Annotated in this window: 20 protein-coding genes; all 20 read left to right on the top strand. The window is 71.7% G+C overall.

Translation table 11 applies throughout. The features are described 5' to 3' along the window. Positions 1–3: 3 nt before the first annotated feature. On the top strand, positions 4–372 hold the full coding sequence (locus MXD95_RS20155; protein ID WP_250642230.1) for a DUF503 domain-containing protein: 369 nt from the start codon (positions 4–6) through the stop codon (positions 370–372). A gap of 209 nt (positions 373–581) precedes the next feature. Beyond that, positions 582–1097 carry a 30S ribosome-binding factor RbfA gene (gene rbfA / locus MXD95_RS20160; RefSeq protein ID WP_250642231.1) on the top strand — a complete coding sequence of 172 codons (516 nt, stop codon included), beginning with the start codon at positions 582–584 and terminating at the stop codon, positions 1095–1097. A gap of 46 nt (positions 1098–1143) precedes the next feature. Then, positions 1144–2223 carry a DHH family phosphoesterase gene (locus MXD95_RS20165; protein WP_250642232.1) on the top strand — a complete coding sequence of 360 codons (1080 nt, stop codon included), beginning with the start codon at positions 1144–1146 and terminating at the stop codon, positions 2221–2223. Continuing rightward, a complete protein-coding gene (gene truB / locus MXD95_RS20170; RefSeq protein ID WP_374122086.1) occupies positions 2220–3182 on the top strand; it encodes a tRNA pseudouridine(55) synthase TruB in 963 nt (320 codons plus the stop codon). Before MXD95_RS20165 ends, truB begins: the two co-directional genes overlap by 4 nt. A 90-nt stretch (positions 3183–3272) precedes the next feature. Continuing rightward, positions 3273–4202, top strand: coding sequence for a bifunctional riboflavin kinase/FAD synthetase (locus MXD95_RS20175; RefSeq protein WP_250642233.1), 930 nt, complete (start codon positions 3273–3275; stop codon positions 4200–4202). Between the two features lie 298 nt (positions 4203–4500). Continuing rightward, positions 4501–4770: a 30S ribosomal protein S15 gene (rpsO, locus tag MXD95_RS20180; RefSeq protein WP_250642234.1), complete on the top strand. Its 270-nt coding sequence runs from the start codon at positions 4501–4503 to the stop codon at positions 4768–4770. A 307-nt stretch (positions 4771–5077) separates the two neighbouring features. Beyond that, a complete protein-coding gene (locus MXD95_RS20185) occupies positions 5078–7270 on the top strand; it encodes a polyribonucleotide nucleotidyltransferase (RefSeq protein ID WP_250642235.1) in 2193 nt (730 codons plus the stop codon). Between the two features lie 19 nt (positions 7271–7289). Then, complete coding sequence (locus MXD95_RS20190; protein ID WP_250642248.1) at positions 7290–8627, top strand: M16 family metallopeptidase; 1338 nt, start codon at positions 7290–7292, stop codon at positions 8625–8627. A 69-nt stretch (positions 8628–8696) separates the two neighbouring features. Beyond that, positions 8697–9449 carry a 4-hydroxy-tetrahydrodipicolinate reductase gene (dapB, locus tag MXD95_RS20195; protein WP_250642236.1) on the top strand — a complete coding sequence of 251 codons (753 nt, stop codon included), beginning with the start codon at positions 8697–8699 and terminating at the stop codon, positions 9447–9449. Positions 9450–9571: 122 nt separating this feature from the next. Further along, positions 9572–11401, top strand: a complete 1830-nt coding sequence (locus MXD95_RS20200) for an Hsp70 family protein (protein ID WP_250642237.1) — start codon at positions 9572–9574, stop codon at positions 11399–11401. A 7-nt stretch (positions 11402–11408) separates the two neighbouring features. After that, positions 11409–12815, top strand: coding sequence for a hypothetical protein (locus tag MXD95_RS20205; RefSeq protein WP_308301536.1), 1407 nt, complete (start codon positions 11409–11411; stop codon positions 12813–12815). A 649-nt stretch (positions 12816–13464) separates the two neighbouring features. Then, complete coding sequence (locus tag MXD95_RS20210; RefSeq protein ID WP_250642238.1) at positions 13465–14418, top strand: UDP-glucuronic acid decarboxylase family protein; 954 nt, start codon at positions 13465–13467, stop codon at positions 14416–14418. 162 nt (positions 14419–14580) lie between these two features. Beyond that, on the top strand, positions 14581–15660 hold the full coding sequence (gene galE, locus MXD95_RS20215; protein WP_250642239.1) for a UDP-glucose 4-epimerase GalE: 1080 nt from the start codon (positions 14581–14583) through the stop codon (positions 15658–15660). Further along, complete coding sequence (locus MXD95_RS20220) at positions 15660–17222, top strand: UDP-glucose dehydrogenase family protein (protein WP_250642240.1); 1563 nt, start codon at positions 15660–15662, stop codon at positions 17220–17222. Before galE ends, MXD95_RS20220 begins: the two co-directional genes overlap by 1 nt. A 273-nt stretch (positions 17223–17495) precedes the next feature. After that, positions 17496–18821 (top strand): histidine--tRNA ligase, encoded by a 1326-nt coding sequence (gene hisS, locus MXD95_RS20225; protein ID WP_250642241.1) that lies wholly within the window; start codon positions 17496–17498, stop codon positions 18819–18821. A gap of 598 nt (positions 18822–19419) precedes the next feature. Beyond that, positions 19420–20238, top strand: coding sequence for an FAD-dependent thymidylate synthase (thyX, locus tag MXD95_RS20230; RefSeq protein WP_250642242.1), 819 nt, complete (start codon positions 19420–19422; stop codon positions 20236–20238). 99 nt (positions 20239–20337) lie between these two features. Further along, complete coding sequence (locus tag MXD95_RS20235) at positions 20338–21537, top strand: acetate/propionate family kinase (RefSeq protein ID WP_374122087.1); 1200 nt, start codon at positions 20338–20340, stop codon at positions 21535–21537. 346 nt (positions 21538–21883) lie between these two features. Next, a complete protein-coding gene (locus MXD95_RS20240; protein WP_250642249.1) occupies positions 21884–23347 on the top strand; it encodes a hypothetical protein in 1464 nt (487 codons plus the stop codon). Between the two features lie 542 nt (positions 23348–23889). Then, positions 23890–24849, top strand: a complete 960-nt coding sequence (gene dapA, locus MXD95_RS20245) for a 4-hydroxy-tetrahydrodipicolinate synthase (RefSeq protein WP_250642250.1) — start codon at positions 23890–23892, stop codon at positions 24847–24849. After that, positions 24846–26531, top strand: a complete 1686-nt coding sequence (locus MXD95_RS20250; protein WP_250642244.1) for a ribonuclease J — start codon at positions 24846–24848, stop codon at positions 26529–26531. The genes dapA and MXD95_RS20250 overlap by 4 nt, the downstream gene beginning before the upstream one ends. Positions 26532–26750: the final 219 nt, after the last annotated feature.

Here is a 26750-nt window from a genome sequence, read left to right on the forward strand (position 1 = left end):
GTCATGTGGATCGCAACCCTGAGCCTGGATCTTCTTCTCGGTGATGTGCATTCCCTGAAGGAGAAGCGGTCGGTGGTTCGGCCGATCATCGCTGAGTTGCGCCGCCGGTTCGCGGTCAGCGTCGCCGAGACCGGCCAGCTGGACCTGCATCGTCGGGCCGAGGTCGGGATGGCCGTCGTGGCCGCCGACCGGGCCCATTGCGTGGAGGTGCTGCGCGCATGTGAGCGACTCGTCGCGGGGCGCCCGGAGGTCGAGGTGCTCTCCGCTCGCGAGCGCACCTTCACCGAGGATGACGCGTATTCCCCGGCAGGCCCGTTTCCCAAGGACGACGCCGGTGGCGACTCCCGTCAGGCCGTGGCCCTACCGGACTGACCGTCGTCTGGCCGGTCGAGGTAAACGCCGCCGCCAGGACGGGATCCCTGGCCGACCGGCACCCCGGGGAGCGGGTCGGGGAGCCGAGGGCTGCGCAAGAGTGCCAGAAAGGGATCCATACCGCGGACGGGCCGGCCGCCACTTTGGCGCCGGCCAGGTCGTCCAGCAGGCTGCGATCCGGGTAGGAACACGAGGCGAGGAGGTGCACGGTGGCGGATCCGGCCCGGGCACGCCGACTGGCGGTGCGCATCCGTGAGGTGGTCGCGTCCATGCTGGAACGCGGGGTCAAGGATCCCCGGCTGGGCATGGTCACGGTCACCGAGGTGCGGGTGACGCCGGACCTGGTCGACGCGACGGTCTTCTACACCGTCTACGGGGACGAGGCGGACCGGTTGGCCTCCGCCGAGGCGCTGGACTCGGCCCGCGGGTTGCTGCGCAGCCAGGTCGGCCGGGCCACCGGGGTGAAGAACACTCCCACCCTGACCTTCGTGCACGACCGGCTGCCCGACGACGCCCGGCATCTCGAGGATCTGATCAGCGTGGCCCGGGAACGCGACGCCCGCCTTGCGGAGGCCCGCCGCGACGCGAGGCCGGCCGGGGAGGATGATCCTTATCGGCGCCCGCGGGTGATCGACGACGAGGACGGGCCGTTCGACGAGAACGCACCGACGGACGAGGACCTGTCGCTGGGCGAGGACGACAATCTCGATGTGACGGGCCACTGAGGGTAGATCTGCGGGCGGGCCGGCGGACACGGCGAGGAGACTGGCGATGATCGATGTGGACGGCCTCGCGGCGGATCGGGCGGCGCTCGTGCGCGCGCTGCGTGACGCCGTCGACACCGGCAGCGAGATCCTCCTGGTGGCGCACGTCAACCCGGACGCGGACAGCCTTGGTTCGGCGCTGGCGCTCGGGCTCGCGTTGCGCCGGCTCGGCGCGCGGGCGCGGGTGTCCTTCGACGCCGAGCCGTTCGCCGTGCCCCGTACCCTGCGTTTTCTTGCCGGGCAGGACCTGCTGGTCGACTCGGGGGCGATCACCACGGCTCCCGGCCTGGTGGTGGCGCTCGACGCCGACAGCCAGCCCAGGCTCGGCCGGCTGGCCCGCTGTGTCCGCATGCCCGGCACTCGGACCGCGGTGATCGACCACCATCCCTCCAACACCCGGTTCGGCGAGGTCAATCTTGTCGACAGCGCGGCCCCGGCGACCAGTGTGCTGGTCGTCGAGGTCATCGACGATCTCGGCGTGCCGCTCGACGTCGACATGGCCGCCGCCCTCTACGCCGGGCTGGTGACGGACACCGGATCGTTCCGGTTCGCCGCGACGACCGCCGCGGAGCACCGCCTGGCCGCCCGGCTGCTGGAGACCGGCATCCACCACGACCAGATCAGCCGGGCCCTGTGGGATGATCATCCCTTCGGCTACGTGCAGCTGCTGGGCGAGGTGCTGGAGCGGGCCCGCCTTGAGCCCGAGCACGACCTGATCTGGAGCTGGTGCGAACAGCGGGATCTGCGTGCTGTGAGGCTCGCCACGGACGAGACGCAGGGGTTCATCGACATCCTGCGCTCGGTGTCGGAGGCGGAGGTCGCCCTGATCTGCCGGCAGGACGACGCCGGCTGGAGCGTCTCGCTGCGCTCCCGCGGCGACCTGGACGTCGGTGCGGTGTGTGTGGGACTCGGCGGCGGTGGGCATCGCGTGGCCGCGGGATTTCGGTCTGCGTCCGGACTCGCGTCGCTGATGGACCAGGTGCGCGTGGCCTTGCTGCGGGCACCTCGACGGACCGCCGGTGCGGCTGGTTCGCCAGGGCCGTCCGGCCCGCTGCCGGTGCCCGCCGCGGCGCGGGGTATCCGGTGAGTCCAGCCGCACCTGAGCACGGACCGTCACCGGCTGGTCGGCCGGCTGCGAGCCGGCGGGCCGACCGCCCGCAGGTGGACGGTCTGGTCGTCGTCGACAAGCCGGCGGGGTGTACCTCGCATGACGTGGTGGCGCGGGCCCGGCGCATCCTGGGGCAGCGCCGGATCGGCCACGCCGGCACTCTCGACCCGATGGCGACCGGTGTGCTGCTGCTCGGTGCCGGGCGGGGCACCCGGCTGCTCGGCCACCTCGCGCTGACCGACAAGGTGTATGACGCGACCATCCGCCTTGGTCGCACGACGACAACAGACGACGCCGAGGGCGAGCCGATCGAGGACCGGCCCGTCAACGTGGCGCCGCAGGCGCTGGCGGCCGCGGTGGCCGCGCTCACTGGCGTGATCGAGCAGGTCCCCTCCAGCGTGAGCGCCGTCAAGGTCGGCGGCGTACGGGCCTATGCCCGGGTGCGGGCCGGCGAGCAGGTGGAGCTCGCGGCCCGGCGGGTCACGATCGGGCGGTTCGACCTGCTGGCCCGGCGCGACCCGGACGGTGCGCCCGACGCGTCTGGGTGTGATCTCGATGTCAGGGTTGCCTGTTCCAGTGGCACCTACATCCGGGCGCTGGCCCGTGATCTTGGCGTGGCGCTGGGCTGCGGGGCGCACCTGGTGGCGCTGCGGCGCTCGCGGGTAGGCCCCTTCTCACTGGCCGAGGCGGTGAGCCTCGACACCTTCGCCGAGCGTGGCGCGGCGGTGCTCACACCGCTCGGGCAGGCGGTCACGGCAAGCTTCGCTCGCCGTGACGTTGCTGGTCAGCAGGCCGTCGACGTCACGCACGGCCGGCGCCTGACGCCGCTGGGACAGCCCGGCACCTACGGCGTGTTCGGCCCGGATGGGACCGTGTTGGCGCTGGTCGAGGAGGCCGGTGACGTCGTTCGCTCGCTCGTCGTGTTCGCTCCGGCCTGACCTGTGGGCCGCGGCGCGGGCCCGACACCCACCCACTCGTGGTGGGTGTGCCCGGACCGTGGATCGAGGCAATGTCCTAGGCTTCCCTGCGTGCATACGTGGCGAGGCGCCGAGAACACCCCTGCCGACTGGAGCGGCGGGGTGGTCACGATCGGTTTCTTCGACGGGGTACACCTTGGCCATCGGCGGATCATCGGCCAGGCGGTGGCCCGCGGCCACGAGCGCGGCCAGCGGGCGCTCGCGCTGACCTTCGACCCGCACCCCGGCGAGGTGCTGCGTCCCGGGAGTCATCCCGCCCTGCTGACGACCCTGCGGTACAAGACGGAGCTGCTCGCGGCGATCGGTGTCGACGCGCTGTGTGTCCAGCCGTTCACGACCGAGTTCAGCCAGGTGTCAGCGACGGACTTCGTGCGCGAGATCCTGCTGCGGCAGTTGCGGGCGAGCGTCGTCGTGGTCGGGGAGAACTTCACCTACGGCCACCGGGCCGCCGGGTCGCTCGCCACGCTCGCCGCCGATGGGGCGGCAGCGGGGTTCGAGGTCGACGGGGTGCGCCTCGTCCGGGCGGGGGCCCAGGTGCTGTCGTCGACGGAGATCCGTCGCAGGGTCGCGGACGGTGACGTCGAGGCGGCCGAGGCGGCGCTCGGCCGCCCGCACCGGGTCGAGGGCGTCGTTGTCCACGGTGACGCTCGCGGCCGCACGATCGGCTACCCGACGGCGAACGTCGAGGTCACCCCCTGGGCCGCGGTGCCCGCCGACGGGGTGTACGCCGGATTCGCCTGCTGGGCGGGCCGCCGTCAGCCGGCGGCGATCTCCATCGGCACGAATCCGACCTTCGCGGGCCGGGAGCGGCGGGTGGAGGCGTTCCTGCTCGACTTCGACGGCGATCTGTACGGCGCGTACATGGCCTACGAGTTCACCCATCGCCTTCGCCCGACGCTGCGCTTCGAGTCCGTGGACGAGCTGGTCATCCAGATGGCGGCCGACGTCGAGAGGACTCGGGCGGTGACCCTTGCCGTGTAGGGCCAGGGCCAGGGCCGCGGCGCGGCAGGGCCGGTGCCGGGGCTGACGGTGGGCGCGGCGGGGAGAAAGCCGTACCGGATGTGAGCTATGGCGCCGTGAGCTGCGCGTGCGGGGACGACCCGCAGGTGGCGTGGGGATGGCCGGTGGCCGGGCGGTTCCCCGTCGGTTGATAGGCTTCGGGACCAGGCGGGTGCGGCGTGTCCGGATTCAGCGGCGATCAGGCCGCGGACCGGCACTCGGTCCGGGTGAGGCAGACCCCGGGCGCGCGCCGTCCCGAAGCTGAAGGAGAGGGTGGATCGTGCCGCTCGCGAGCGACGTCAAACAGAAGATCATGTCCGACTATGCCACCGTCGAGCGGGACACCGGCTCGCCGGAGGTCCAGGTCGCGATGCTGACCAGGCGAATCAGCGACCTGACCGAGCACCTCAAGGTGCACAAGCACGACCATCACAGCCGCCGCGGCCTGCTCCTGCTGGTCGGACGTCGGCGCCGGCTGCTGAATTACCTGGCAAAGACGGACATCGGCCGATACCGAGCCCTGATCGAGCGACTCGGGCTACGTCGGTAGGTAGCGCCCAGAGGGAGCGGCCCCGCGGGGCCGCTCCCTCTGACGCATCGGGGGGACGCATCGGGGGGTAGGTACCAGAGGTACCCGATGTGTCATCCGCCGGCGGGGGACCGTCGGCGAGACGTAAGGACCTGACCGAGCCCGCGGCGGCGAGATCCGCCGGTCCTCGGTCGTGGTTGCCGGGAGCGTGCTTCGCTCGCGCTCCCGGGGGCTTCGACTGAGCACCGGCATCCTCGGGACGCGGACTCGGCCGGAACACATGATCGGCTGCGTGGACCCGGCCGACGACGAGGATGGAGTAGTTCGAGTGGATGACTCGACACATGCGGCTGAGGCGGTCATCGCGACCCCGGCCGGAACCCGCACGGTGCGTTTCGAGACCGGACGGCTGGCCAGGCAGGCCGCCGGTTCCGCCGTCGCCTACCTGGGCGACACGATGGTGCTGTCCGCGACGACGGTCAGTAAGCAGCCGAAGGAGCAGCTCGACTTCTTCCCGCTGACGGTGGACGTCGAGGAGCGGATGTACGCCGCCGGGCGGATCCCCGGCTCGTTCTTCCGCCGCGAGGGACGGCCCAGTGAGGACGCGATCCTCACCTGCAGGCTCATCGACCGGCCGCTGCGACCCTCGTTCGCCAAGGGGCTGCGTAACGAGATCCAGGTTGTCGCGACCGTGCTCGCCCTGGACCCCGACACGCTCTACGACGTGGTCGCGATCAATGCCGCCAGCGCGTCGACCACGCTGTCGGGCCTGCCGTTCACCGGGCCGATCGGCGCCACCCGGGTCGGCTACGTCGACGGTGAGTGGATCGCCTTCCCGACCCACGGGGAGCTCGCCCGGGCGACCTTCGACATGGTCGTCGCCGGCCGGGTCGTCGAGGACGGCTCGGATGTGGCGATCATGATGGTGGAGGCGGAGGCGACGCCGGGCACGGTGGAGCTGATCGCCGGTGGCGCGCCCGCGCCCACCGAGGAGGTCGTCGCCGCGGGTCTGGAGGCCGCCAAGCCCGCCATCCGCGAGCTGTGTCGGGCGCAGAGTGAGCTGGCCGCGGCGGCGGGCAAGGCCGCGCGCGAGTTCCCGGTCTTCATCGACCATCACGACGACGTGCTCGAGGCGCTGTCCGCCGCGGTCGGCGATGAGCTGTCCGCGGCGCTGCGGATCGCCGGCAAGGCCGAGCGGGAGACCGAACTCGACCGGGTCCGGGGGCTGGCTCTGGAGAAGGTCGCCGCCCAGTTCGAGGGGCGGGAGAAGGAGATCGGCCCGGCGTATCGGGCGCTGACGAAGAAGCTGGTGCGTTCCCGGATCGTCACCGAGGGTGTGCGCATCGACGGGCGGTCGACGGCCGAGATCCGGGCGCTGTCCGCCGAGGTCGACTACATCCCGCGGGTGCACGGCTCGGCGCTGTTCGAGCGGGGCGAGACGCAGATCCTCGGCGTGACGACGCTGGCGATGCTGCGCATGGAGCAGACCGTCGACACGCTCAACCCCGACCGCACCAAGCGGTACATGCACAACTACAACTTCCCGCCGTACTCCACCGGGGAGACCGGCCGGGTCGGCTCGCCGAAGCGTCGCGAGATCGGCCACGGCGCGCTAGCCGAGCGGGCGTTGTTGCCGGTGCTGCCCAGCCGCGAGGAGTTCCCCTACGCGATCCGCCAGGTCTCCGAGGCGCTGAGCTCCAACGGTTCCACCTCGATGGGCTCGGTCTGCGCGAGCACGCTCTCGCTGCTCAACGCCGGGGTTCCGCTCAAGGCTCCGGTTGCCGGCATCGCGATGGGGCTCATCCACGCCGATGGCGCCTACGTCACGCTGACCGACATCCTCGGTGCCGAGGATGCCTACGGCGACATGGACTTCAAGGTCGCCGGCACCCGCGACTTCGTCACCGCGCTGCAGCTCGACACCAAGCTCGACGGCATCCCCGCCTCGGTGCTGGCCGCCGCGCTGCAGCAGGCCCGTGGTGCCCGGCTGACGATCCTCGAGGTCATGGCGGAGGCGATCGGCAGCCCGGACGAGATGTCCGCGCACGCCCCGCGGGTCATCTCGGTGAAGATCCCGGTCGACAAGATCGGCGAGGTGATCGGGCCCAAGGGCAAGATGATCAACCAGATTCAGGCGGACAGCGGCGCCGAGATCACGGTCGAGGACGACGGCACGATCTACATCGGCGCCGTGGACGGCCCGTCGGCGGAGTCCGCCCGCTCGGCGATCAATGCGATCGCGAACCCGCAGATGCCCGAGGTGGGTGAGCGCTACCTCGGCACGATCGTCAAGATCACGAACTTCGGTGCGTTCGTCTCGCTCACGCCTGGCCGGGACGGCCTGCTGCACGTCTCCAAGCTCAAGACGCTCTCCGGCGGCAAGCGCGTGGAGAAGGTCGAGGACGTGCTCACCGTGGGGCAGAAGCTCCAGGTGGAGATCACCGAGATTGACAACCGGGGCAAGATCTCGCTCAGCCCGAGCGCCGAGGCCGAGGCCGCGGACGCGGCGACGAGTTCCTGACGGCCGCGCCGTGAGTGACATGCCGACCCCCGACCTGGCCCCATCCCGCCTGCTCACCAGTGGGACGGGCAGCGAGTCGCTGCTGGACGGCACCGTGCGGCGCACGGTGCTGCCCAGCGGCCTGCGGGTGATCACCGAGCAGGTCCCGGGCGTGCGCTCGGCCGCGATCGGCGTCTGGGTGGGCGTCGGCTCACGCGACGAGACGCCGGTGACCGCGGGCTGCTCGCACTACCTTGAGCATCTGCTGTTCAAGGGAACGGCGAAGCGGGACGCGCTGACCATCAGCGCGTCCGTGGAGGCGGTCGGCGGTGACCTGAACGCCTTCACCGGCAAGGAGTACACCTGCTACTACGCGCGGGTGCTCGACTCCGATCTGGCGATGGCCGTCGATGTCGTCGCCGACATGGTCACGGGCTCTCTGGTCACCGCCGACGACGTCGAGGCCGAACGTGGCGTGATCCTCGAGGAGATCGCCATGCACGAGGACGACCCGGGCGATGTCGTCCACGACGTGTTCGCCGAGGCCATGCTCGGCTCCTCGGCGCTCGGTCGGCCCGTGCTCGGCACGATCGAGTCAATCGAGGGGCTCGGCCGGGAGACGATCGCGGACTACTACCGCTCCCGGTACCTCCCGTCGGCGATGGTCGTCTCGGTGGCCGGGAACCTGGAGCACGAACGCGCCCTCACGCTCGTCGCGGAGGCCTTCGGCGGGCGGCTTGGCCTGCCCGGCGTACCGCAGTCGGTGCGTGGCGGGCAGTACGCCTATCCGCCGGCGCCGGGGATCGTGGTCTCCGAACGGCCGACCGAGCAGGCGAACCTGGTGCTCGGCACGGTGGGCCTGTCCCGGCACGACCCGCGCCGGTTCGCCCTCGGGGTGCTCACGACGGCGCTGGGCGGTGGGATGAGCTCCCGGCTGTTCCAGGAGGTCCGGGAGAAGCGTGGGCTCGCCTACTCGGTGTACTCGTTCACCTCGCACTTCGCCGACGCCGGGCTGTTCGGTGTCTACGCCGGCTGCGCCCCGCGGCGCGCCGACGAGGTGCTGACGATCGCCCGGGAGCAGGTACGCGCGATCGCCGAGCGCGGGATCAGTGCCGAGGAGCTTGACCGCGCCCGGGGGCAGAGCCACGGCTCGTTGCTGCTGGGCCTGGAGGACACCGGTTCGCGGATGAGCCGGCTCGGCAAGAGCGAGCTCGTGCACGGGGAGTTGCTGTCCGTGGACGAGATCATCGCGCGGGTGGACGCGGTCAGCCTCGACGACGTGCGCGAGATCGCGGCGACCCTCGTGGCGCAGCCCTGGGCCCTGGGCGTCATCGGGCCGTTCGACGACCACGATTTCAGCGCCACCGTCGCCCGTTAGGACGTCGAGGGCACGACGGCTTCGGTGGGTTCCGGTGGGGTTTCGGCGGACAGACGGGATGGGGCGGGGATGAGCGAGCGGCTGGCGGTCGGAGTGCTCGGCGCTCGGGGCCGAATGGGGAGCACGGTGTGCGCGGCCGTCGAGGGCGCGCCGGACCTGGACCTGGTCGCGGCCGTCGGCGCCGGGGACGACCGGGGCCCGCTGCGCGCCGCCGACGTGGTCGTCGACTTCACCACGCCGGACGCGGTGCTCGACAACATCCGCTGGTGTGTCGAGGCCGGTCGGCACGTCGTCGTCGGCACGACCGGCTTCGACGAGGCCCGGCTGGCCACCGTGCGTGGCTGGCTGGCCTCGGCGCCCAAGGTCGGTGTTTTCCTCGCGCCGAACTTCGGCGTCGCGGCCGTGCTCATGATGACCTTCGCGGCCCGGGCGGCCCGGTTCTTCGACTCGGTGGAGATCGTGGAGCTGCATCACCCGAACAAGGTCGACGCTCCGAGCGGGACGGCCCGGCGCACCGCGGAGCTGGTCGCGCAGGCCCGGCGCGCCGCCGGCCGCGAGCCGGGCGGCCCGGATGCCACGGCCACGGCGCTGGAGGGCGCTCGTGGCGCCCGGGTGGATGGGGTGCCGGTGCATGCCGTGCGCCTGGCCGGCCTCGTCGCCCACCAGGAGGTGCTGCTCGGCGGTGTCGGCGAGACCCTCACCCTGCGCCACGACTCCTACGATCGGACGTCGTTCATGCCCGGCGTGCTGCTGGCCGTGCGCCAGATCGTCGACCGGCCGGGCCTGACCGTCGGCCTGGAACACCTGCTCGACCTCGGCTGAGCCGGCCGCTGGCGGCGTACTGTCCGGCTGCCTGCGCGGCCTGGGTCGCCTCCTCCTCGGCCCGGGTGTCGGCACCACGCCATCACGATCGACGGATGGCCGACAAAAGATAGGTTCCGGGTGTGGTCGGACACCTGGACCGCCGCTCGGCGGCAAGCACGCACAGCGTCTACGGCATCGATCTCGGCACCACGTTCAGCTGCCTGGCCCGGGTCGCCGACTCCGGGGAGCCGCGGATCGTGCCGCTGGCCGGGCAGGCGCAGACGCTGCCGAGCGTGGTGCTGTTCCTCGGCGCGGACGACTACGTCACCGGGCAGCCGGCCCGCGAGCTCGCCCGCGCCCGGCCCGACGACGTCTGCTCCCTGGTGAAGCGGCGGATGGGCGACGGCGACTGGCGGTTCGTCACCCAGGGTGCGGCCTGGTCGGCGCCGGCGGTCAGCGGGCTGATCCTCAAGGCGCTGGTCTCGGACGCGGCACTGGCGACCGGCGAACCGGTCCGCGACGTCGTGATCACCGTGCCCGCCTACTTCGGCGATGAGGAACGCCGCGCGACGGTGCTCGCCGGCGAGTACGCCGGGCTGAACGTCATCGACGTCATCAACGAGCCGACGGCGGCCGCGCTGTCCTACGGTTTTGCCCGCTTCGAGATCGGTGCTCGGCGCACCCTGGGCGGACCGGGCACAGCGTCCGAGGAGGTGGCGCTCGTCTACGACCTGGGCGGCGGCACGTTCGACGTGACGGTCGTGGAGCTCGCCGGCCGCCGGGTGTCGGTCGTCGCCGTCGACGGGGACCATCAGCTCGGCGGGGCCGACTGGGACGAGAAGCTCGTGGTGCTGCTCGGTGACCGCTTCCTCGCCGAGCATCCGGGCGCCGCGGATCCGCTGGACTCCGGGCAGGCCGCGCAGGCGCTGCTACTCGCCGCCGAGCGGGCCCGCCGGGAGCTGACCGACGCCGAGGAGACGAGCGTCGTCGTCGAGCACGCCGGCCGGCGTACCGAGGTGCTCCTGACCCGGGCAGCGCTCGAGGAGCTCACCGCCGGGCTGCTCGAGCGCACCCTCGCGCTGACCCGGTCCGCCCGCGACGCCGCGTTCGCCCGTGGGGTGTCTCACATCGACCGGATCCTGCTGGTCGGCGGGGCCTCCCGGATGCCGGCGGTCGCCCGACGCCTGGCTGCCGAGTTCGGCGTACCGGTGGAGCTCACCGACCCGGACCTCGCGGTGGCCCGCGGTGCGGCGATCTACGGCGAGAAGAAGGCGCTCGAGCGGCTGGTGCTCGCCGATCTGGTCACCCGGGGCCAGCTCGTCGACGGCGCCGGAGTCGACGCCGCCGCTCCCGCCGATCTGGACGCGGCCTGCCGCCGCCTCGCCGACGCGCTCGGTCAGCCGGCCTCCCGGGTGCGGCGCACGGTTGAGGTGCAGGTCGCGGGCGTGGTCTCCCGCGGGTTCGGAGTGCTCGCGCTGGACCGGTTCGGCGAGCGGAACGCGGTGTTCCTGGTGCATCGCAACGACCGACTGCCGATTGCCGTCCGCCGTTCGTTCGGGACGGTGCGCGACGACCAGGAGGCGGTCACCGTCTCCGTGGTCGAGCAGGCCGGTGGTGTCGAGTCCCGCCGGCTCGAGGACAACAAGCTGATCGCCGAGGCGGAGATCACCGGCATCCCGCCCGGGTATCCGGCCGGCTCGCAGATCCACATCCTCTTCCGGATGGGATTCGACGGCATCCTCGAGGTCACCGCGGCGCACGAGGGCTTGGCCGAGCGGCCGCTCACCGTCCGGGTCGAGACGTCAGCGGCGCTGAGCCAGGCCGACGTCGCCCGTGAGCGCCAGCAGGTGGCCCGGGCCCGCCGGGAACGGGCCGCCGCGCCTGACCAGCCTCACGGGTCCGATCATCCGGACGCGCCGAACCCACCGGATGATCCGGACGCGTTCGGCGCGCCGGGTCCCTGGGTCTGACCGCGCCATGCCCGCCGCTGGCCTGCCCGGGTTCGATCCGGACGACTACCGCCGCCGAGTGCTCGCCGAGGTGCATCGCCGTGGCGGTGCCGAACACAGCGATCCGTTCGAGATCTACGACATTCCCCTGGCCGTCGTCGACGCGCTCGACGACGGCCAGGTCCGGCTCCGCATCGCCGAGGTCTGGGCGTTCTGGCAGCGCAGCCGGGACCATCCCCGTTACCGGGGCGTGATCATCGGGCTGCTCGACCGGCACACCGAACTCGCCGCGGCACTCGCCGACCATGCTGGTCGGCGTGCGTTACGTGATCGGGTGGCCGCCGCCCGCGCCCAACGCGACGACGAGCGCTTCGCCGCCCTCGACGCGGCGGCGCACCGGCTGGTGGCCCGCTTCGGCGGCCTGCCCGGCGATCGGATCGAGGGTCTGCGGGCGTGGGCCGCGACCGAGGGCATCGAGGCGGCCGCGTTCGACGCCCGGATCCGCCGCCACCGCGTCCTGCCGGTCGCCACGGCGCGACCAGGTGCGAAAGCCGCGCGAAGCGCGCCGATCCCACCTGCGGTCCTGCGCCAGATTCGCTCCGGCCTCGACGAGCTTGGCCGCATTGCCGCGGCCGCACCCCCGCGCAGCCTGTTCGATCTGCTCGGCGTGCCCCCCGACACCCCGAAGGAGCAGATCCGCGCCAGGCGGGACGCGGCGGTGGCCCGAAACCGGGCCCGGCGTCCGGATCGCCGCCGTGCCCTGGTCGACGACCTGCTGACCGCGGTCGGCGCTCTGCTGGTCGACGGCGACCCACAGGCCTACCTGGACGCGCTGGCCGCCGAGACCACCGCCCGCCTGCGCCCGCGGGTCGCCGCCGCCGTGCTCGTCGAGGACACCCTGCTGCCGGCCGTGGCGGCCGAACTCGTCGCCGAGGCCCGCGCGGACGGTCTCGACCTGCCACGCGCGCGGGCCGTCGTCCGGACGCTCGCCTCTGAACACGGCGTGGCGGCGGGGTCGCCTCCTGGCACACCAGCCACCGCGGTCGCACCAGGCCCTGCGGCTTCGCCGGTCACCGGGGCAGCCGACCCCGCGACATCACCCGGGAACGTGGCCGATGCCCTGCCCGCGCCGGTCGGGCTGAGATTCGAGGCCGACCGGCTGCGCTGGGCCTGGCCGGCGGGATGCACCGAGGTGATGGTGGTAGCCCGGACAGGTGAGGCGCCCCGCTCGGCGGCCGACGCCGACGCGTTCCTGCGGAAGGTGACCAACGCCCGCTACGACATCGACGGCGGTGTCGCCCTGCCGGCCGAGCGACCGCTGCATGTCGCCGTGTTCTGCGCCACCCGGCTGGCGGGACGCCTGGTGGTCGCGACCACCGCGGGCGCCCGGCTGCGGCTCCCGGCATCGCCCGCCGCGTCCGGGCGGGGGAGCTGACATAGGGAACCCCGTTGCCGCGGGGAACGGGGGTGCCGGGAACGGCTGACACCCTGAACAGATGCCGTCGAAGGCCGACCGGAGAATTCGAGGTGAGAATGATCACGTCGATTGCAGGTGTCACTGGAGTTTCCGGATTGGTCCGGGTTGCCGCCGTCGCCGGTCGGGCGGATTGCCTGCGCCAGCGTCTCTGTTCGCTCCGTTCATCATTGATCCGTGGCCGATCGCCGGCGGCAGGCGGCCCCGGGCGGTGCGCATGGGATTTCCCGGCATCGCTCTGACGTATGGGGAGGGGTCCGCTGAAGCTGCTCACGGCCTGTGTACCATGCCCAAAGAGGTCGGTCGGGCCGATCTGGTCGAACCATGGGGGTGGTCGTGCGGCAAAGGTCGGGAAGGATTCCCCTGGTCGGGACCGGCCGGTCTGACGGCACCCATCGAGCGGCCACGGCGTCTGCTCCTTCCGGTCGATTGCGGATGATCTGGCATCCGGCTTTCCGGTCCGTGTCGTGACAGGCGCAGGCGCAGCGACGCCAGGCCGCCGTGGTCACGCCTGGTTGGTGGGTGAGCGGTCGGCGTCACGGTTCGTCGGCCCGGCCGTCGAAGAGCATCTGTCTGCGTCCTGCCTGATTCAGCTCCGGGAGCACCTCACGTGCGTGCGATAGTCACCGGCGGAGCCGGCTTCCTTGGCAGTCACCTCTGCGAGCGACTGCTCGGCGACGGCTACGAGGTTGTCTGCTTCGACAACTTCGTCACGGGCCGGCCGGGGAACGTTGATCATCTGCTCGCCAATCCGGGTTTCCGGCTTGTCAACCGGGATGTTACCGATTTCATCCATGTTTCCGGTGCGGTAGATGTGGTCCTGCACTTTGCGTCGCCAGCATCTCCGGTGGATTACTACGAGTTGCCGATCGAGACGCTCAAGGTCGGTTCGCTCGGTACCTTCCATGCTCTCGGCCTGGCCCGGGAGAAGAACGCGAGATTCCTGCTCGCGTCGACGTCGGAGTCGTACGGCGACCCGCAGGTCAATCCCCAGCCCGAAACGTACTGGGGAAACGTGAACCCGGTCGGCCCGCGCAGCGTCTACGACGAGGCGAAGCGCTTCGCCGAGGCGGTCACGATGGCCTACCACCGAAAGCACGGCGTGGATACGGCGATCGTGCGGATCTTCAACACCTATGGCCCGCGCATGCGGGTGGACGACGGCCGGGCGATCCCGGCGTTCGTTTCCCAGGCACTGCGCGGGGAACCGATCACCGTCGCCGGTGACGGATCACAGACCCGGTCGATCTGCTACGTCGACGACCTGATCGACGGGATCCTCCGTCTGCTGCACTCCGACCTGCCCGGTCCGGTGAACATCGGCAATCCGCACGAGCTGTCGATCCTCGAGACCGCGATGCTCGTGCGTGAACTGTGCGGCTCGTCCGCGCCGATCACCTTCGTCCCGCGCCCGACCGATGATCCCTCGGTGCGCCAGCCGGACATCACCCTGGCCCGCACCCTGCTCGGCTGGGAGCCGAAGACGGACCTGCACGAGGGCCTGACCCGCACCATCGCCTGGTTCGCCGGGCAGCTCTCCGAGCGTCGCCAGGCCGTCGGCTGACCTCCGGGTGAACACCAGGCAGGTGGCTCACACCGCTGCGATTCCCCGGTGGGTCGACCCGAGACCTGGGAGCTATGTTGTCCCGGTTCCGCTTGGCCGTGCGCCGGCCGACAGGGTGCCGGCGGTGAGGATGCCGGCGGTGTCGAGGAAAGGGGCGCGACGATGACGTCGACGCGGACCGCCAGCACCGTCCTGGTGACCGGGGCCACGGGATTCATCGGCTCCCACACCTGTGTGGAGCTGCTGGACGCCGGTCACCGGGTGATCGGTGTCGACAACTTTCTCAACTCCTCGCCGCGGGTGCTCGAGCGCATCCGCAAGATTGCGGATCGCGAGTTTGAGTTCGTCCAGCTCGACGTGCGGGACCGAGCCGCCCTGGACGAGGTGTTCCGCCGTTGGCCGATCGACGCCGTGGTGCACTTCGCCGCTCGTAAGGCGGTGGGGGAATCGGTCGAGATGCCGCTGGAGTACTACCGCGCGAATGTGGGCGCGACCCTCGAGCTCGTCAGCGTGATGGACGAGCGCGGCGTGCGTGAGCTGGTCTTCTCCTCGTCCTGCGCCATCTACGGCACGGTCGACCGGGTTCCGATCACCGAGGACACACCGGCCCGTCCGACGAACCCGTACTCGCGCACCAAGTGGATGTGCGAGCAGATTCTCGCCGATGTCTGCGTCCGCGACCCGCGCTGGCACATCACCTCGCTGCGTTACTTCAACCCGGTCGGCGCGCATCCCTCGGGCCTGCTCGGCGAGGACCCGCGGGGCGTTCCGAACAACCTCATGCCCTACATCGCCCAGGTGGCGGTGGGCCGGCGGCCCGAACTGTCGGTCTTCGGAGACGACTACCCGACGCCCGACGGGACCGGTATCCGCGACTACATCCACGTCGTCGACCTGGCCGCGGGGCATCGCCTCGCGCTCGACCACCTCGGCGATGCGGCCGGGCACCGGGTCATCAACCTGGGCACCGGCCAGGGCACATCGGTGCTCGAGCTGATCGCGGCCTTCGCCGCGGCCTGTGGACGCGAGCTGCCGCACCGCGTCCTGCCGCGCCGGGCCGGGGACGTCGCCGCCCTCGTGGCCGACGCGTCCTTCGCCCACCAGAGCCTCGGTTGGACCGCGCAGCGCGACGTCGCGCAGATGTGCCGGGACGCCTGGGAGTTCCAGCGCATCAACCCATCAGGGTACGACGACCCGGTCAGGGGCGGCAGCCCCGCCGAACATAACGACGAGGGAGCCTGATGAGCACGCCGGACAGCCACGCGGAGGCGCCGGGCTCCGAGCCCCGGCCGCGCCTGACGGTCATCGGAACCGGATATCTCGGCGCCACCCACGCGGTCTGCATGGCCGAGCTGGGTTTCGAGGTGCTGGCGGTGGACGTCGACCAGTCGAAGATCGAGCGGTTGTCCGCGGGCGAGATCCCGTTCTTCGAGCCCGACCTCGCCGAACTGCTGCGGTCGAACCTGGCCACCGGCCGGCTGCGGTTCACCACCTCCTTCGAGGAGATCGCCGAGTTCGGCGACGTGCACTTCGTCTGCGTCGGCACCCCGCAACGGGCCGACGGCTATGGCGCCGACCTCAGCCATCTGAGCGCCGCGATCGAGCGGCTGGCCCCCCTGCTCGCCCACCCCTGTCTGGTGGTCGGCAAGTCGACCGTGCCCGCCGGCACCGCTGCCGGTATCGCTCGCACCCTCGCCCGCCTCGCCCCGGCCAATCACGCGAACGGCACGGCGTCCGGCGGCACGCATGGCCCGGCGAACGGTGCCGCCAGCGCGGCCGCTGAGCTCGGTGGTGTTCAGCTGGCATGGAACCCGGAGTTCCTGCGGGAGGGCTTCGCCGTCGCCGACACGCTGCGTCCGGACCGGCTGGTCTTCGGCGTGGCCTCGCCCGCCGCCGAAGGCGCGCTGCGGGCCGCGTTCGCCCCGGTGATCGCCCAGGGCGTCCCGGTGATCGTGACCGACTATGCCACCGCCGAGCTCGTCAAGACCGCGGCGAACTCGTTCCTGGCGACCAAGATCTCGTTCATCAACGCCATGGCCGAGGTGTGCGAGGCGGTCGATGCCGACGTACTCACCTTGGCCGAGGCGCTGTCCCACGACGTGCGCATCGGCGGAAACTTCCTGCGCCCCGGCGTTGGGTTCGGCGGCGGATGCCTGCCCAAGGACATCCGCGCCTTCCAGGCCCGCGCGGACGAGCTCGGTGTGGGCGTGGCACTGCGCTTCCTGCGCGAGATCGATGAGATCAACAACCGCCGCCGCGACCGGGTCGTCGACCTGGTCGCGGCCGCGCTCGATGGCACGCTCGCCCACCGCCGGCTGCTGGTGCTCGGCGCCGCGTTCAAGCCGAACTCCGACGACGTCCGCGACTCGCCGGCGCTGGCCGTTGCCGACCTGCTGGCCCGCACCGGTGCGGAGGTGACCGTGGTGGACCCGGTCGCGACGCACAACGCCCGGCGCGCCCTGCCCACGGTGACCTACAGCGAGCAGGTCGACGACAGCGTCGTCGCCGGGGCGGACGCGGTCGTGCTGCTCACCGAATGGCGCCAGTTCGCCGAGCTCGATCCCGCCCGGCTCGGCCCCCTCATGCGTCGCCGGGTGGTCATCGATGCCCGGCACGCCCTGGACAGCGACCGCTGGCGCCAGTCCGGCTGGGTCTACCTCGCCCCCGGACGACCGACCGGGGTGATCCCCACCGGCGTCCCGGCGCAGTGGCCGGTGCCGACGCCGGCCCGGGTGACCGCCCCGGCGGCCGCCGGGGCCTCGCTGGCTGGCGAGGTCGAGCAGCGGGTGGCCCGGAGATCCTGAACCCACCTGGTCCGGCCTGATCCGCTGGGCCCGGGCCGCCGGTTGGCCGGTCCAGAAACCTGGATCCAGGATTCCCATGGATGTGGATATTCACGGGTAGGGTACGTGAATGGTCTGCCGCCGTGCCGGTGTGGGACACCGATCCGCCCCGCGGCCAGCGGGCTGCCTGTCCGACGGCCGCTGGGCTGGCGAGGGTGGCTGGGCTGGCGAGGATGGCAGGGCTGGCGAGGGTGGCAGGCGACCAGGACGACAAGCGAGGAGAACGTTGCGGCGATGAGTGACGCGCCGATCGTCCGCCCACTGCCGATCAGTGGCTTTCCGGAGTGGCTGCCCGAGGTACGTGTTGTCGAGCAGCGCTGGCTGGACACGATCCGCCAGACCTTCGAGCGATACGGGTTCTGCTCGGTGGAGACGCCGTCGGTCGAGGCCCTCGACGTGCTCGCGGCCAAGGGCGAGACCTCGCAGGAGGTCTACACGCTGCGCCGGCTGCAGGCGGACGCGGACGACGACAGCGCCAGGCTCGGGCTGCACTTCGACCTGACGGTGCCGTTTGCCCGCTACGTCGCAGCGCACTTCAACGAGCTCGTCTTCCCGTTCAAGCGTTACCAGATGCAGCGGGTCTGGCGGGGCGAGCGGCCGCAGGACGGCCGGTTCCGCGAGTTCACCCAGTGTGACATCGATGTCATCAACATCGACAAGGTGCCCCTGCACTTCGATGCCGAACTACCCCGAATCGTGTACGAGGTGCTCACGACGCTGGGCGTCCCACCGTGGACCCTCAACATCAACAACCGCAAGGTGCTGCAGGGCTTTTACGAGGGCTTGGAGGTTGCCGACCCGCTCGCCGTGATCCGCGTCGCCGACCGGATGGACAAGATCGGCGCGGCCGGGGTCGGGGAGCTGCTGGCCGCCCAGGCAGGACTGGACGCCGATCAGGTGCGGGCCTGCCTGGACCTGGCCGCGATCCGGGCGTCCGGTGCCGGGGTCGTCGACGAGGTCCGCCGGCTCGGGGTGAAGTCGGATCTGCTGGACGAGGGTCTCGACGAGCTCGCCGCCGTGCTCGACGACCTCGCCGACCTGCCCGCCGGCAGCGTCGTCGCCGACCTGTCGATCGCTCGCGGGCTCGACTACTACACCGGCACGGTCTACGAGGCGAAGTTCGTCGACTGGCCCGACTTCGGCAGTATCTGCTCCGGTGGCCGGTACGAGAACCTCGCCGGCTCGTTCATCCGTCGCAGTCTGCCCGGCGTCGGCATCTCGATCGGCCTCACCCGCATCTTCGCCAAGCTGCTCGCCGAGGGGCTGCTACCCGTCGGCGCGGCGAGCCCCGCCGACGTGCTCGTCGTCGTCCCGTCCACGGACCGTCGCGCGGTGGCCCTGGCGACCTCGACCGAGCTGCGCGGGCGAGGCCTGCGGGTGGAGACCTACCACCAGGCCGACAAGCTGGCTAAACAGGTGAAGTATGCCGCTCGTAAGGGCATCGGCTTCGTCTGGTTCCCGCCCTTTGACGATGGCCGCGCGCATGAGGTGAAGGACATGGCCACCGGCGCCCAGACCGCCGCCGATCCCGCCGCCTGGACGCCGCCGCCACGGACCTGACCGCGATCGAGGCAAACGTCTGATGGCGGTCTCCAGCGACATCCACGAGCGGGCCCGGATGCGCGCGGCGGGCGGGCCGCCGCGCCATCGCGGGAGGGTCGCCCGCCATGGGCGGGCCCGGCGGCCGGGGATTGACGGGGGCGGAGACCCCCGGCCAGACCGGGCCGTACCGCGGGTGCGGGCGGCGCGAACCCCTTGCCGTTTGGGGTGCGGCGAGGCGTCCATCTCCGGTGTACCACGTGCTGCCGGGCGCCCAACCGTCGCGCGTCGATCGCGTGACCGGACGGGTAAGTGGATGCCGACACCGGCCGGGTTGGGCGATTGCGCAGCTGGTCGGCGGATTGCTGGTCGGCTTGGCCTCTTGCCGGACTGCCGCCGGACTGCCGCCGGACTGCCGCCGGAATTGTCGGGCGCTCGGCCGGTTACGGCGGTTCGCGACCCATGGCGATCCGCTGGGTACGGGGTCCGTGCGCGGGGGCCTCGCGAGGTGCGCCGTATGGTGTCCGATCGTCGGCGGCTTCGGCGGCTGCCGTGTTCGGTCTGGCGTGGTCCGTCTACCGTGGTGGCAGTCCGCGCCCGATCGCGGGTCGCGGGACGGATGGAGGTGGCAGTGTCGCAGCCGGCAGTCGAACCGGTGCCCGGGCAGGCTCCGGAGCAGCCCGCCGCACCCACGTCGGCCCGCGTGCGGGTGCAGGTGATCGCGAGGACGGAGTTCCTCCCGCCGCCGGACGTGCCATGGAGCACCGACGCGGACGGCGGCCAGGCGCTCGCCGAGTTCGCCGGCCGGGCCTGCTATCAGAGCTGGAACAAGCCGAACCCGGCGACCGCCACGAATGCCGGATACCTGCGCCACATCCTTGATGTCGGGCATCTCTCGGTCCTCGAGCACGGCACCGCCACCCTCTACGTCACCGGCGTGTCACGCAGCCTCACCCACGAGCTGGTCCGCCACCGGCACTTCTCCTACAGTCAGCTGTCCCAGCGCTACGTCCCCGAGCGGGACGCGGCGGTCGTGGAACCCGAGGTGGTCGCCGCCGACCCCGCGCTGCACACGCTGTTCCACCAGGCCACCGCCGCGTCGCTGGCCGCCTACAACGAGCTGCTGGAAGGGCTGGAGAAGCACTTCGCCGACGTGTCGGCGCCGACGTCGCGGCGAAAGCAGGCCCGGCAGGCCGCCCGCTCGGTCCTGCCGAACGCGACCGAGACCCGGATCGTCGTGACCGGCAACTACCGGGCCTGGCGGCATTTCATCGCGATGCGGGCCAGCGAGCACGCCGACGTGGAGATCCGCGGCCTCGCGGTCACGATTCTTCGGGAGCTGCAGGCCATCGCCCCGAACGTCTTTGCCGACTTCCGGATCTCCACTCTCGACGACGGCACCCAGGTCGCCTCCAGCCCGCTCGTCGGCGAGGGCTGAGCCGTCAGCGGCGAGTCGTCCCGCGGTGGTGGGCAGGCCTCGCCCGGCAGGCAGGCCTCGGCTGGTGCGCCCGTTGTCCGTGGCGTGGCGGTTCTGGTGGTGAACGCCGGGTCCTCCAGCCTCAAGCTCCGTCTGGTTGGTCCGGACGACGTTCTGCTCGATGGTCGCGACCTGGACGCGCCGTCCGGCCGGGCCGACCCGCGGGCCCTGGACGCGGCCCTGCGCGAGCTAGCCGCCCGCGCCACGGCGGCCGGCGTCGGCGAGGCGTCGCTGGTCGTGGGGCACCGGGTCGTCCACGGTGGCACCCGGTTCGCCGGACCGGTTCGAGTGGACGACGAGGTGGCCGACCTGCTGCGGGAGCTCACGGCGCTCGCGCCGCTGCACCAGCCGGTGGCACTCGCCGCCCTCGGCGTTGCCCGGTCAGCCCTGCCGGGTGCCGTCCAGATCGCCTGTTTCGACACCGCGTTCCACCACTCCCTGCCGGCAGCCGCGTCCACCTACGCGCTGCCGCCTCGCCTGCGTGAGCATCACGGCATCCGCCGATACGGCTTCCACGGCCTGTCCCACGCCCACGCCGCGCGCCGGGCCGCGCAGATCACCGGCGCTCGGCGGATCGTCACCTGCCATCTGGGCGCGGGCGCCTCGCTCGCCGCGGTTCTGGACGCGGTGTCCATCGACACCACGATGGGTTTCACCCCGCTCGATGGCCTGGTGATGGCCAGCCGCTCGGGCAGCGTCGACCCCGGGGCGCTGCTCTGGTTGCAGACCGAGGCCGGGCTTGGCGCGGCCGAGCTGTCCGATCTGCTCGTCCACGATGCGGGCCTGCGAGGCCTGGCCGGAACCGGCGACATGCGTGCCGTCGAGGCTGGCGCCGTGGGCGGCGATCCGGACTGCGTGCTCGCCCTCGATGTCTATCTGCACCGGCTGCGCGGGCAGATCGCCGCGATGACCGCGGCGCTCGGCGGCCTGGACGCCCTGGTGTTCACCGGCGGAGTCGGCGAGAACTCCGCCACCGTGCGGGCCCGGACCGCGGCGAGCCTCGGGTATCTCGGCGTGGCCATCGACCCCGATCGCAACGACCCCGATCGCAAGGCCGCCAGGGTGGGTGCGGTCGGCCCGGCGCGAGGTGCGCGATTCGGTGCGCTGCCCGGCGCCGCGGCGGACCGCGAGATCAGCGCCGAGGGGGCGGCGGTGCGCACGCTTGTTCTCACCGCCCGGGAGGACCTCGAGATCGCCCGCGAGGTCCGAGCCCTGCTGGGCGAGGCGGGCGACGGTGGCACAGTCGCCCGGTCGCGGTAGTCGACCATGATGTCGTGACGTCCGGTTTCCGTCATGACGGCCCAGCGTGGCGACCGGTGCTCTCGGTGACCGGCGAGCCCTGAGATCGGCGATCTCGGGACGGAAAACATCACCAACGGCGGCGTGGCAGTTGCCCTGTAGGGGCAAAACGGACTCCGCGTCCCGTGGAGGGGTCTCCGTGTGTCCGGTAATGTCCTGATGCGTGGCCGGACTGCCGGGCGGTGCAGCGGGGGGCGGTGGTGGCCCAGCGGGCTGGCCAGCCGGTGGCTGGCCCTGGCGGTGGCGTCGGCGCGACGATGCCGAGCACGCGCCGGTGCTCGACCTCACCGACGTCGACGAGGTCACGATGAGCTTGCTCGCACCGCCGGCGCGCTATCAGGGACTGCGCCGTCGGGTGGTCGATCAGTTCACTGTGCTGTCCGCCAACCGCTGCCGGCTTTCTCGCTCGGTCAACTGGGGCCCGCTGGACGCGGTGCTCACCGAGATCGTCCCGACCGTCGACGGCGCCCGGGTGGACACCTCCGGCCGGCTGCCGGCTGAGGTTGGGGTTCTGGTTCCGGTCTCGACGCTGTCCAAGCGCGCCCTGGTCGCCTTCGACCTTCTTGGCCCGGGCGGATCCGATGCCCACCTGATGCCCTACGGGACGTCCGTGGCCGTGCAGGGCAACCTGGTCGCACGGCTCGCCGAGGCCGCCGGGGTGCCACTGGGGATGCCGGCTCGCCGCGTCGTCGACGCGATCTCCCGATTCCGTCCTGGTCGGCTGTCCGGGAACTATCCGAGCCTGCTCGCCCCCGCCGGCCGGCCGCTGCGCCTGGAGGCACTCGCGATCTACCTTGACCGTGGATCCGATCTCGCCGTGCCGATGCCGCGGCTGCGGCGGTGGGGCGAGCGCGTCGCCGACACCGAACGCGTGCTGGCTACCGCGCTCGCTGAGCCGTTCGACGCGCTGAGCAGCGCCGACACCCTGCTGCTCGCGGTCGGTGAGCTCTGGCGCGACCCCGACGTCCCCGACGGCCTGGACCTGGACGCGATCGAGGCCTACCTCGATGCCTTCGCCGTCTGGATCGACGCCCTGGTGCTCGCCGGCCCCCCCGCCGAACCGGTGCTGACCACCGTCGCCGAATACGGCCGGCGCTGGGAGGCGCTGGCGGCCGTCACCATCGATCCGTACCGACCGTTCCTGATCAAATCCAGCGAGGAGCTGAAGACCATCCTGGCGCGTGGGCGGACCGTTCCTGGCCACAGCGCCCCCACCAGCGGTGCCGGCCCGGTGAGACGGCTGGCCCGCTGGCGCGCGCCGTTGCATCCCGCCGTACTGATCGACATCGACTCGGGCGGCACCGGCAGCTACCACGTCAGTATCGGCACCGACGACACCTCCATCGAGCTGGACACGCCCGTCATGGTCGACCAGTTCGGCGATCCGGTGCCCCGCACCTACATCGAGGATCTGCAGCGTAATCGGGAGGTGTTCGCCTTCTACACCACGGACGCGCGTCGCCTGCCCCGATGCCGCCTGGTGGTGGGACTGAGCGTGTCGGCCGACGTCGGACGGGTCACCGCCGCGATCGGTATACTGATGCTACTCACGGTGATTCTCCTGACGCTGCCGGTTACGCTCTCTCCCGACGCGGTAGCCGTAATCACCCTGCCGTCGTCGTTCGCGGCGACGCTGCTGCTCACGCGGGAGCGCTCCAGTTTGGCGGCCTGGGTGCTCGGCCCGGCCAAATCGGGCCTGCTCGTGCTGCTGGTCGCCCTGGCCATGCTGGCGGGGGCACGGGCCGGTGGCTGGCACGCGCCAACCGGATAACCCGTTGACACCGTCCTCGACCGGCTTCGTGGCGGTACTCTGAAAGCTCTGGCGCGGCGGACGGGACGGTGGCGGATGCCGAAGAACTACGGCCCGGGGGTTGCGCTTGGCGCACCGCGGGCTGGCGGGCTGCGGTCGCTGGTACGTCTCGGGCGCCGGGAACTGTGGCTGCGTCTGGATCGCAACATGCTGGGTGACGGTGGGCGGGGAGCCGGCTCGGCGTCGCGCTTGTCCGGTCGGGTGACCGGGGGGTCCGTTCGCGCGCAGTGAGGTGCGCCGTGTCGGCCGTTGTCGTTACGTCCTCGTCGCCGTCGGTCCGCGGGCCGTCCAACCGGTTCGTTGTGCCGGTGTGGGTCCATGTGCGGGCGGCCATGCGCCGCGGGTGCCCCCGCCGGTATGGCCGGCGCGGCCGGCACGACGGACGATGGGCCGGCCGGGCGTCGCGCGGACTGGTGGAATCGGGTGGATGCGGTTCGGTGGGCCGTGCGGTGTGAGCCGGCCAGGAGAGACGATTGTCGGAGGTGCGCTCTAGCGTGACCGGTATGTCAGTGTTGCCGCCGGCGCCGTTCGGGCGCATGATCACGGCGATGATCACGCCGTTCCGGGCGGATGGTGCCCTGGACGAGGCGGGTGCCGCGGCGCTCGCGGTACATCTGGTGGAGGTGGGCAACGAAGCGCTTGTCGTCAACGGCACCACCGGCGAGTCGCCGACCACCAGCGACGTCGAGAAGACCCGCATGATCCGGGTCGTCGCGGACGCCGTAGAAGGGCGTGCCAGGGTCCTTGCCGGGGTCGGCACCAACGACACCGCACACACCGTCGAGCTTGCCCGCGCCGCCGCGGCGGCTGGGGCAGACGGCCTGCTCGTCGTGGCGCCCTACTACAGCAAGCCACCCCAAGCGGGCCTGGCCCGGCACTTCACCCTCGTCGCCGACGCGACCGATCTGCCCATCATGATCTATGACATCCCGGGCCGCACGGGCGTGCCGGTCGAGTCCGACACGCTGCTGCGGCTGGCCGAGCATCCGCGCATCGTCGCCGTGAAGGACGCCAAGGACGACCTGTCCGCCTCGTCCCGAGTGTGCGCGCACAGCGACCTGGCCTACTACTGCGGCACCGACGCGCTCACCCTGCCCCTGCTGGCCATCGGGGGCTGCGGGGTGGTCAGCGTCGTGTCGCACGTGGCAACCCGCGCCATTCGTACCATGATCGAATCCTTCGCTGCCGGTGACGCCGCGCACGCCCGGGCGCTGCACAAGGCGCTGCTGCCGGCCTTCGAAGGCATCTTCCGTAACCAGGGGGTGATCCTCGCGAAGGCGGCGCTGACGGCGGCAGGCCTGCCGGCCGGCCCGGTCCGTCTGCCGCTGGTCGATGCGACCCCGGGCGAGGTCGCCCGGCTGTGCGCCGACCTCGCCGCCGTGCCCGGCCTGGACATCACCCTTGCCTCCGACCAACTAAGCGGCCACCGGTTCGCCGTCCTCGCCGCGGGAGAGTCCGCATGAGCCACCCGCACCCTGACTACGGTCCCCCGCCGCCGCTGCGGGCCGACGGCCTGCGCATCATCCCGCTCGGGGGTGTCGGCGAGATCGGCCGGAACATGACCGTCTTCGAGCACTCCGGCCGCCTTTTGATCGTGGACTGCGGCGTGCTGTTCCCCGAGGACTTCCAGCCCGGAGTCGACCTGATCCTCCCGGACTTCACCGCGATCCGGGACCGGCTCGACGACATCGACGCGCTGATCCTCACCCACGCCCACGAGGATCACATCGGCGCCGTTCCCTACCTGCTGCGGGAGCGCCGAGACATCCCCATCATCGGTACCCGGCTCACCTTGGCGCTGCTCGCCGCCAAGCTCAGCGAGCACCGGATCAAGGCGGTCACGCAGGAGATCCGAGAAGAGGAACGCCGCGTCTACGGGCCGTTCGAATGCGAGTTCTTCGCGGTCAACCACTCGATCCCGGACGCGGTCGCCGTCGCCATCCGCACCGAGGCGGGCCTCGTGCTGCACACCGGCGACTTCAAGATGGACCAGCTGCCCCTGGACGGCCGCCTGACCGACCTTGGCGGATTCGCCCGCCTCGGCCGGGAGGGCGTGGACCTGCTGCTGTCCGACTCGACGAACGCCGAGGTGCCCGGGTTCGTCACCTCCGAGCGGGAGATCGCGCCCGTGCTCGACGGGGTCTTCCGGGACGCCACGAAGCGGATCATCGTCGCCTGCTTCGCGAGCCATGTGCACCGGGTCCAGCAGGTGCTTGACGCCGCCGAGGCGCACGGGCGCTCCGTGTGCTTCGTCGGGCGTTCGATGGTGCGCAACATGGGTGTCGCCCGGGACCTGGGCCTGCTGCGGATCCCGCCGGGCCTCGTCGTGGACGCCCGCGACGTCGACTCGCTGCCGGACCGCAACATCTGCCTGATCTCGACCGGCTCGCAGGGTGAGCCGCTGTCGGCGCTCTCGAGGATGGCCAACCGCGACCACCAGATCCGGATCGAGGCCGGCGACACGGTCGTGCTCGCCTCCAGCCTCATCCCCGGCAACGAGAACGCGGTCTTCCGGGTCATCAACGGCCTGACCCGGCATGGCGCCAAGGTCGTCCACAAGGGTGTCGCGAAGGTGCACACCTCCGGCCACGCGCCGGCCGGCGAGCTGCTGTACGTCCTGAACGCCACCCGCCCGTCCAACGTCATGCCGGTACACGGGGAATGGCGGCATCTGCGTGCGCACGCAAAGCTCGCCGAGGCCACCGGCGTTCCCGCCGACCATGTCGTGCTTGCCGAGGACGGCATGGTCATCGACCTGCTCGACGGCCGGGCCAGGATCACCGGGGTGGTCCCGTGCGGCTACGTCTACGTGGATGGCGCCGCGGTCGGCGATGTCGGGGAGCCGAGCCTGAAGGATCGCCGCATCCTTGGCGAGGAGGGGTTCATCACGATCACGGTGGTGGTGGATGCCGCGGCGGGCAAGGTCGTCGTCGGGCCGGACCTGTCCGCCCGCGGCTTCAGTGACTCGCCCACCACCTTCGACGCGGTCGCGAAGCAGATCTCCGACGTACTCGCCGACGCCATGCGCACCGGGATGAACGACTCGGCGGCGCTGCAGCAGCTCGTGCGGCGCACCGTTGGCCGCTGGGTGAACGAGCACTACCGGCGCCGCCCCATGATCCTTCCCGTGGTGCTGGAGGTCTGATCGGCACGTGCCGCCGCACGTGTCGCGGCACGCCCGGTTCGTCGGGGTTGCAGCGACTCGGCCTCCGCTCTGTGTACCGTTTCGACGGTGGCCACAGGGACTAGTGGCGCGCGGACGCGTGCGCAGACGGGAACGGCCACGTCCCGACCGTCGGGCGGTGGGCGTGGGCGCGGCGCGAGCGGAGGCGGCCGGGTCCGGCCCCCCGCGCCGCGGCCGGCG

The sequence above is a fragment of the Frankia sp. AiPa1 genome (genome assembly GCF_023243075.1).
Taxonomy (GTDB): domain Bacteria; phylum Actinomycetota; class Actinomycetes; order Frankiales; family Frankiaceae; genus Frankia.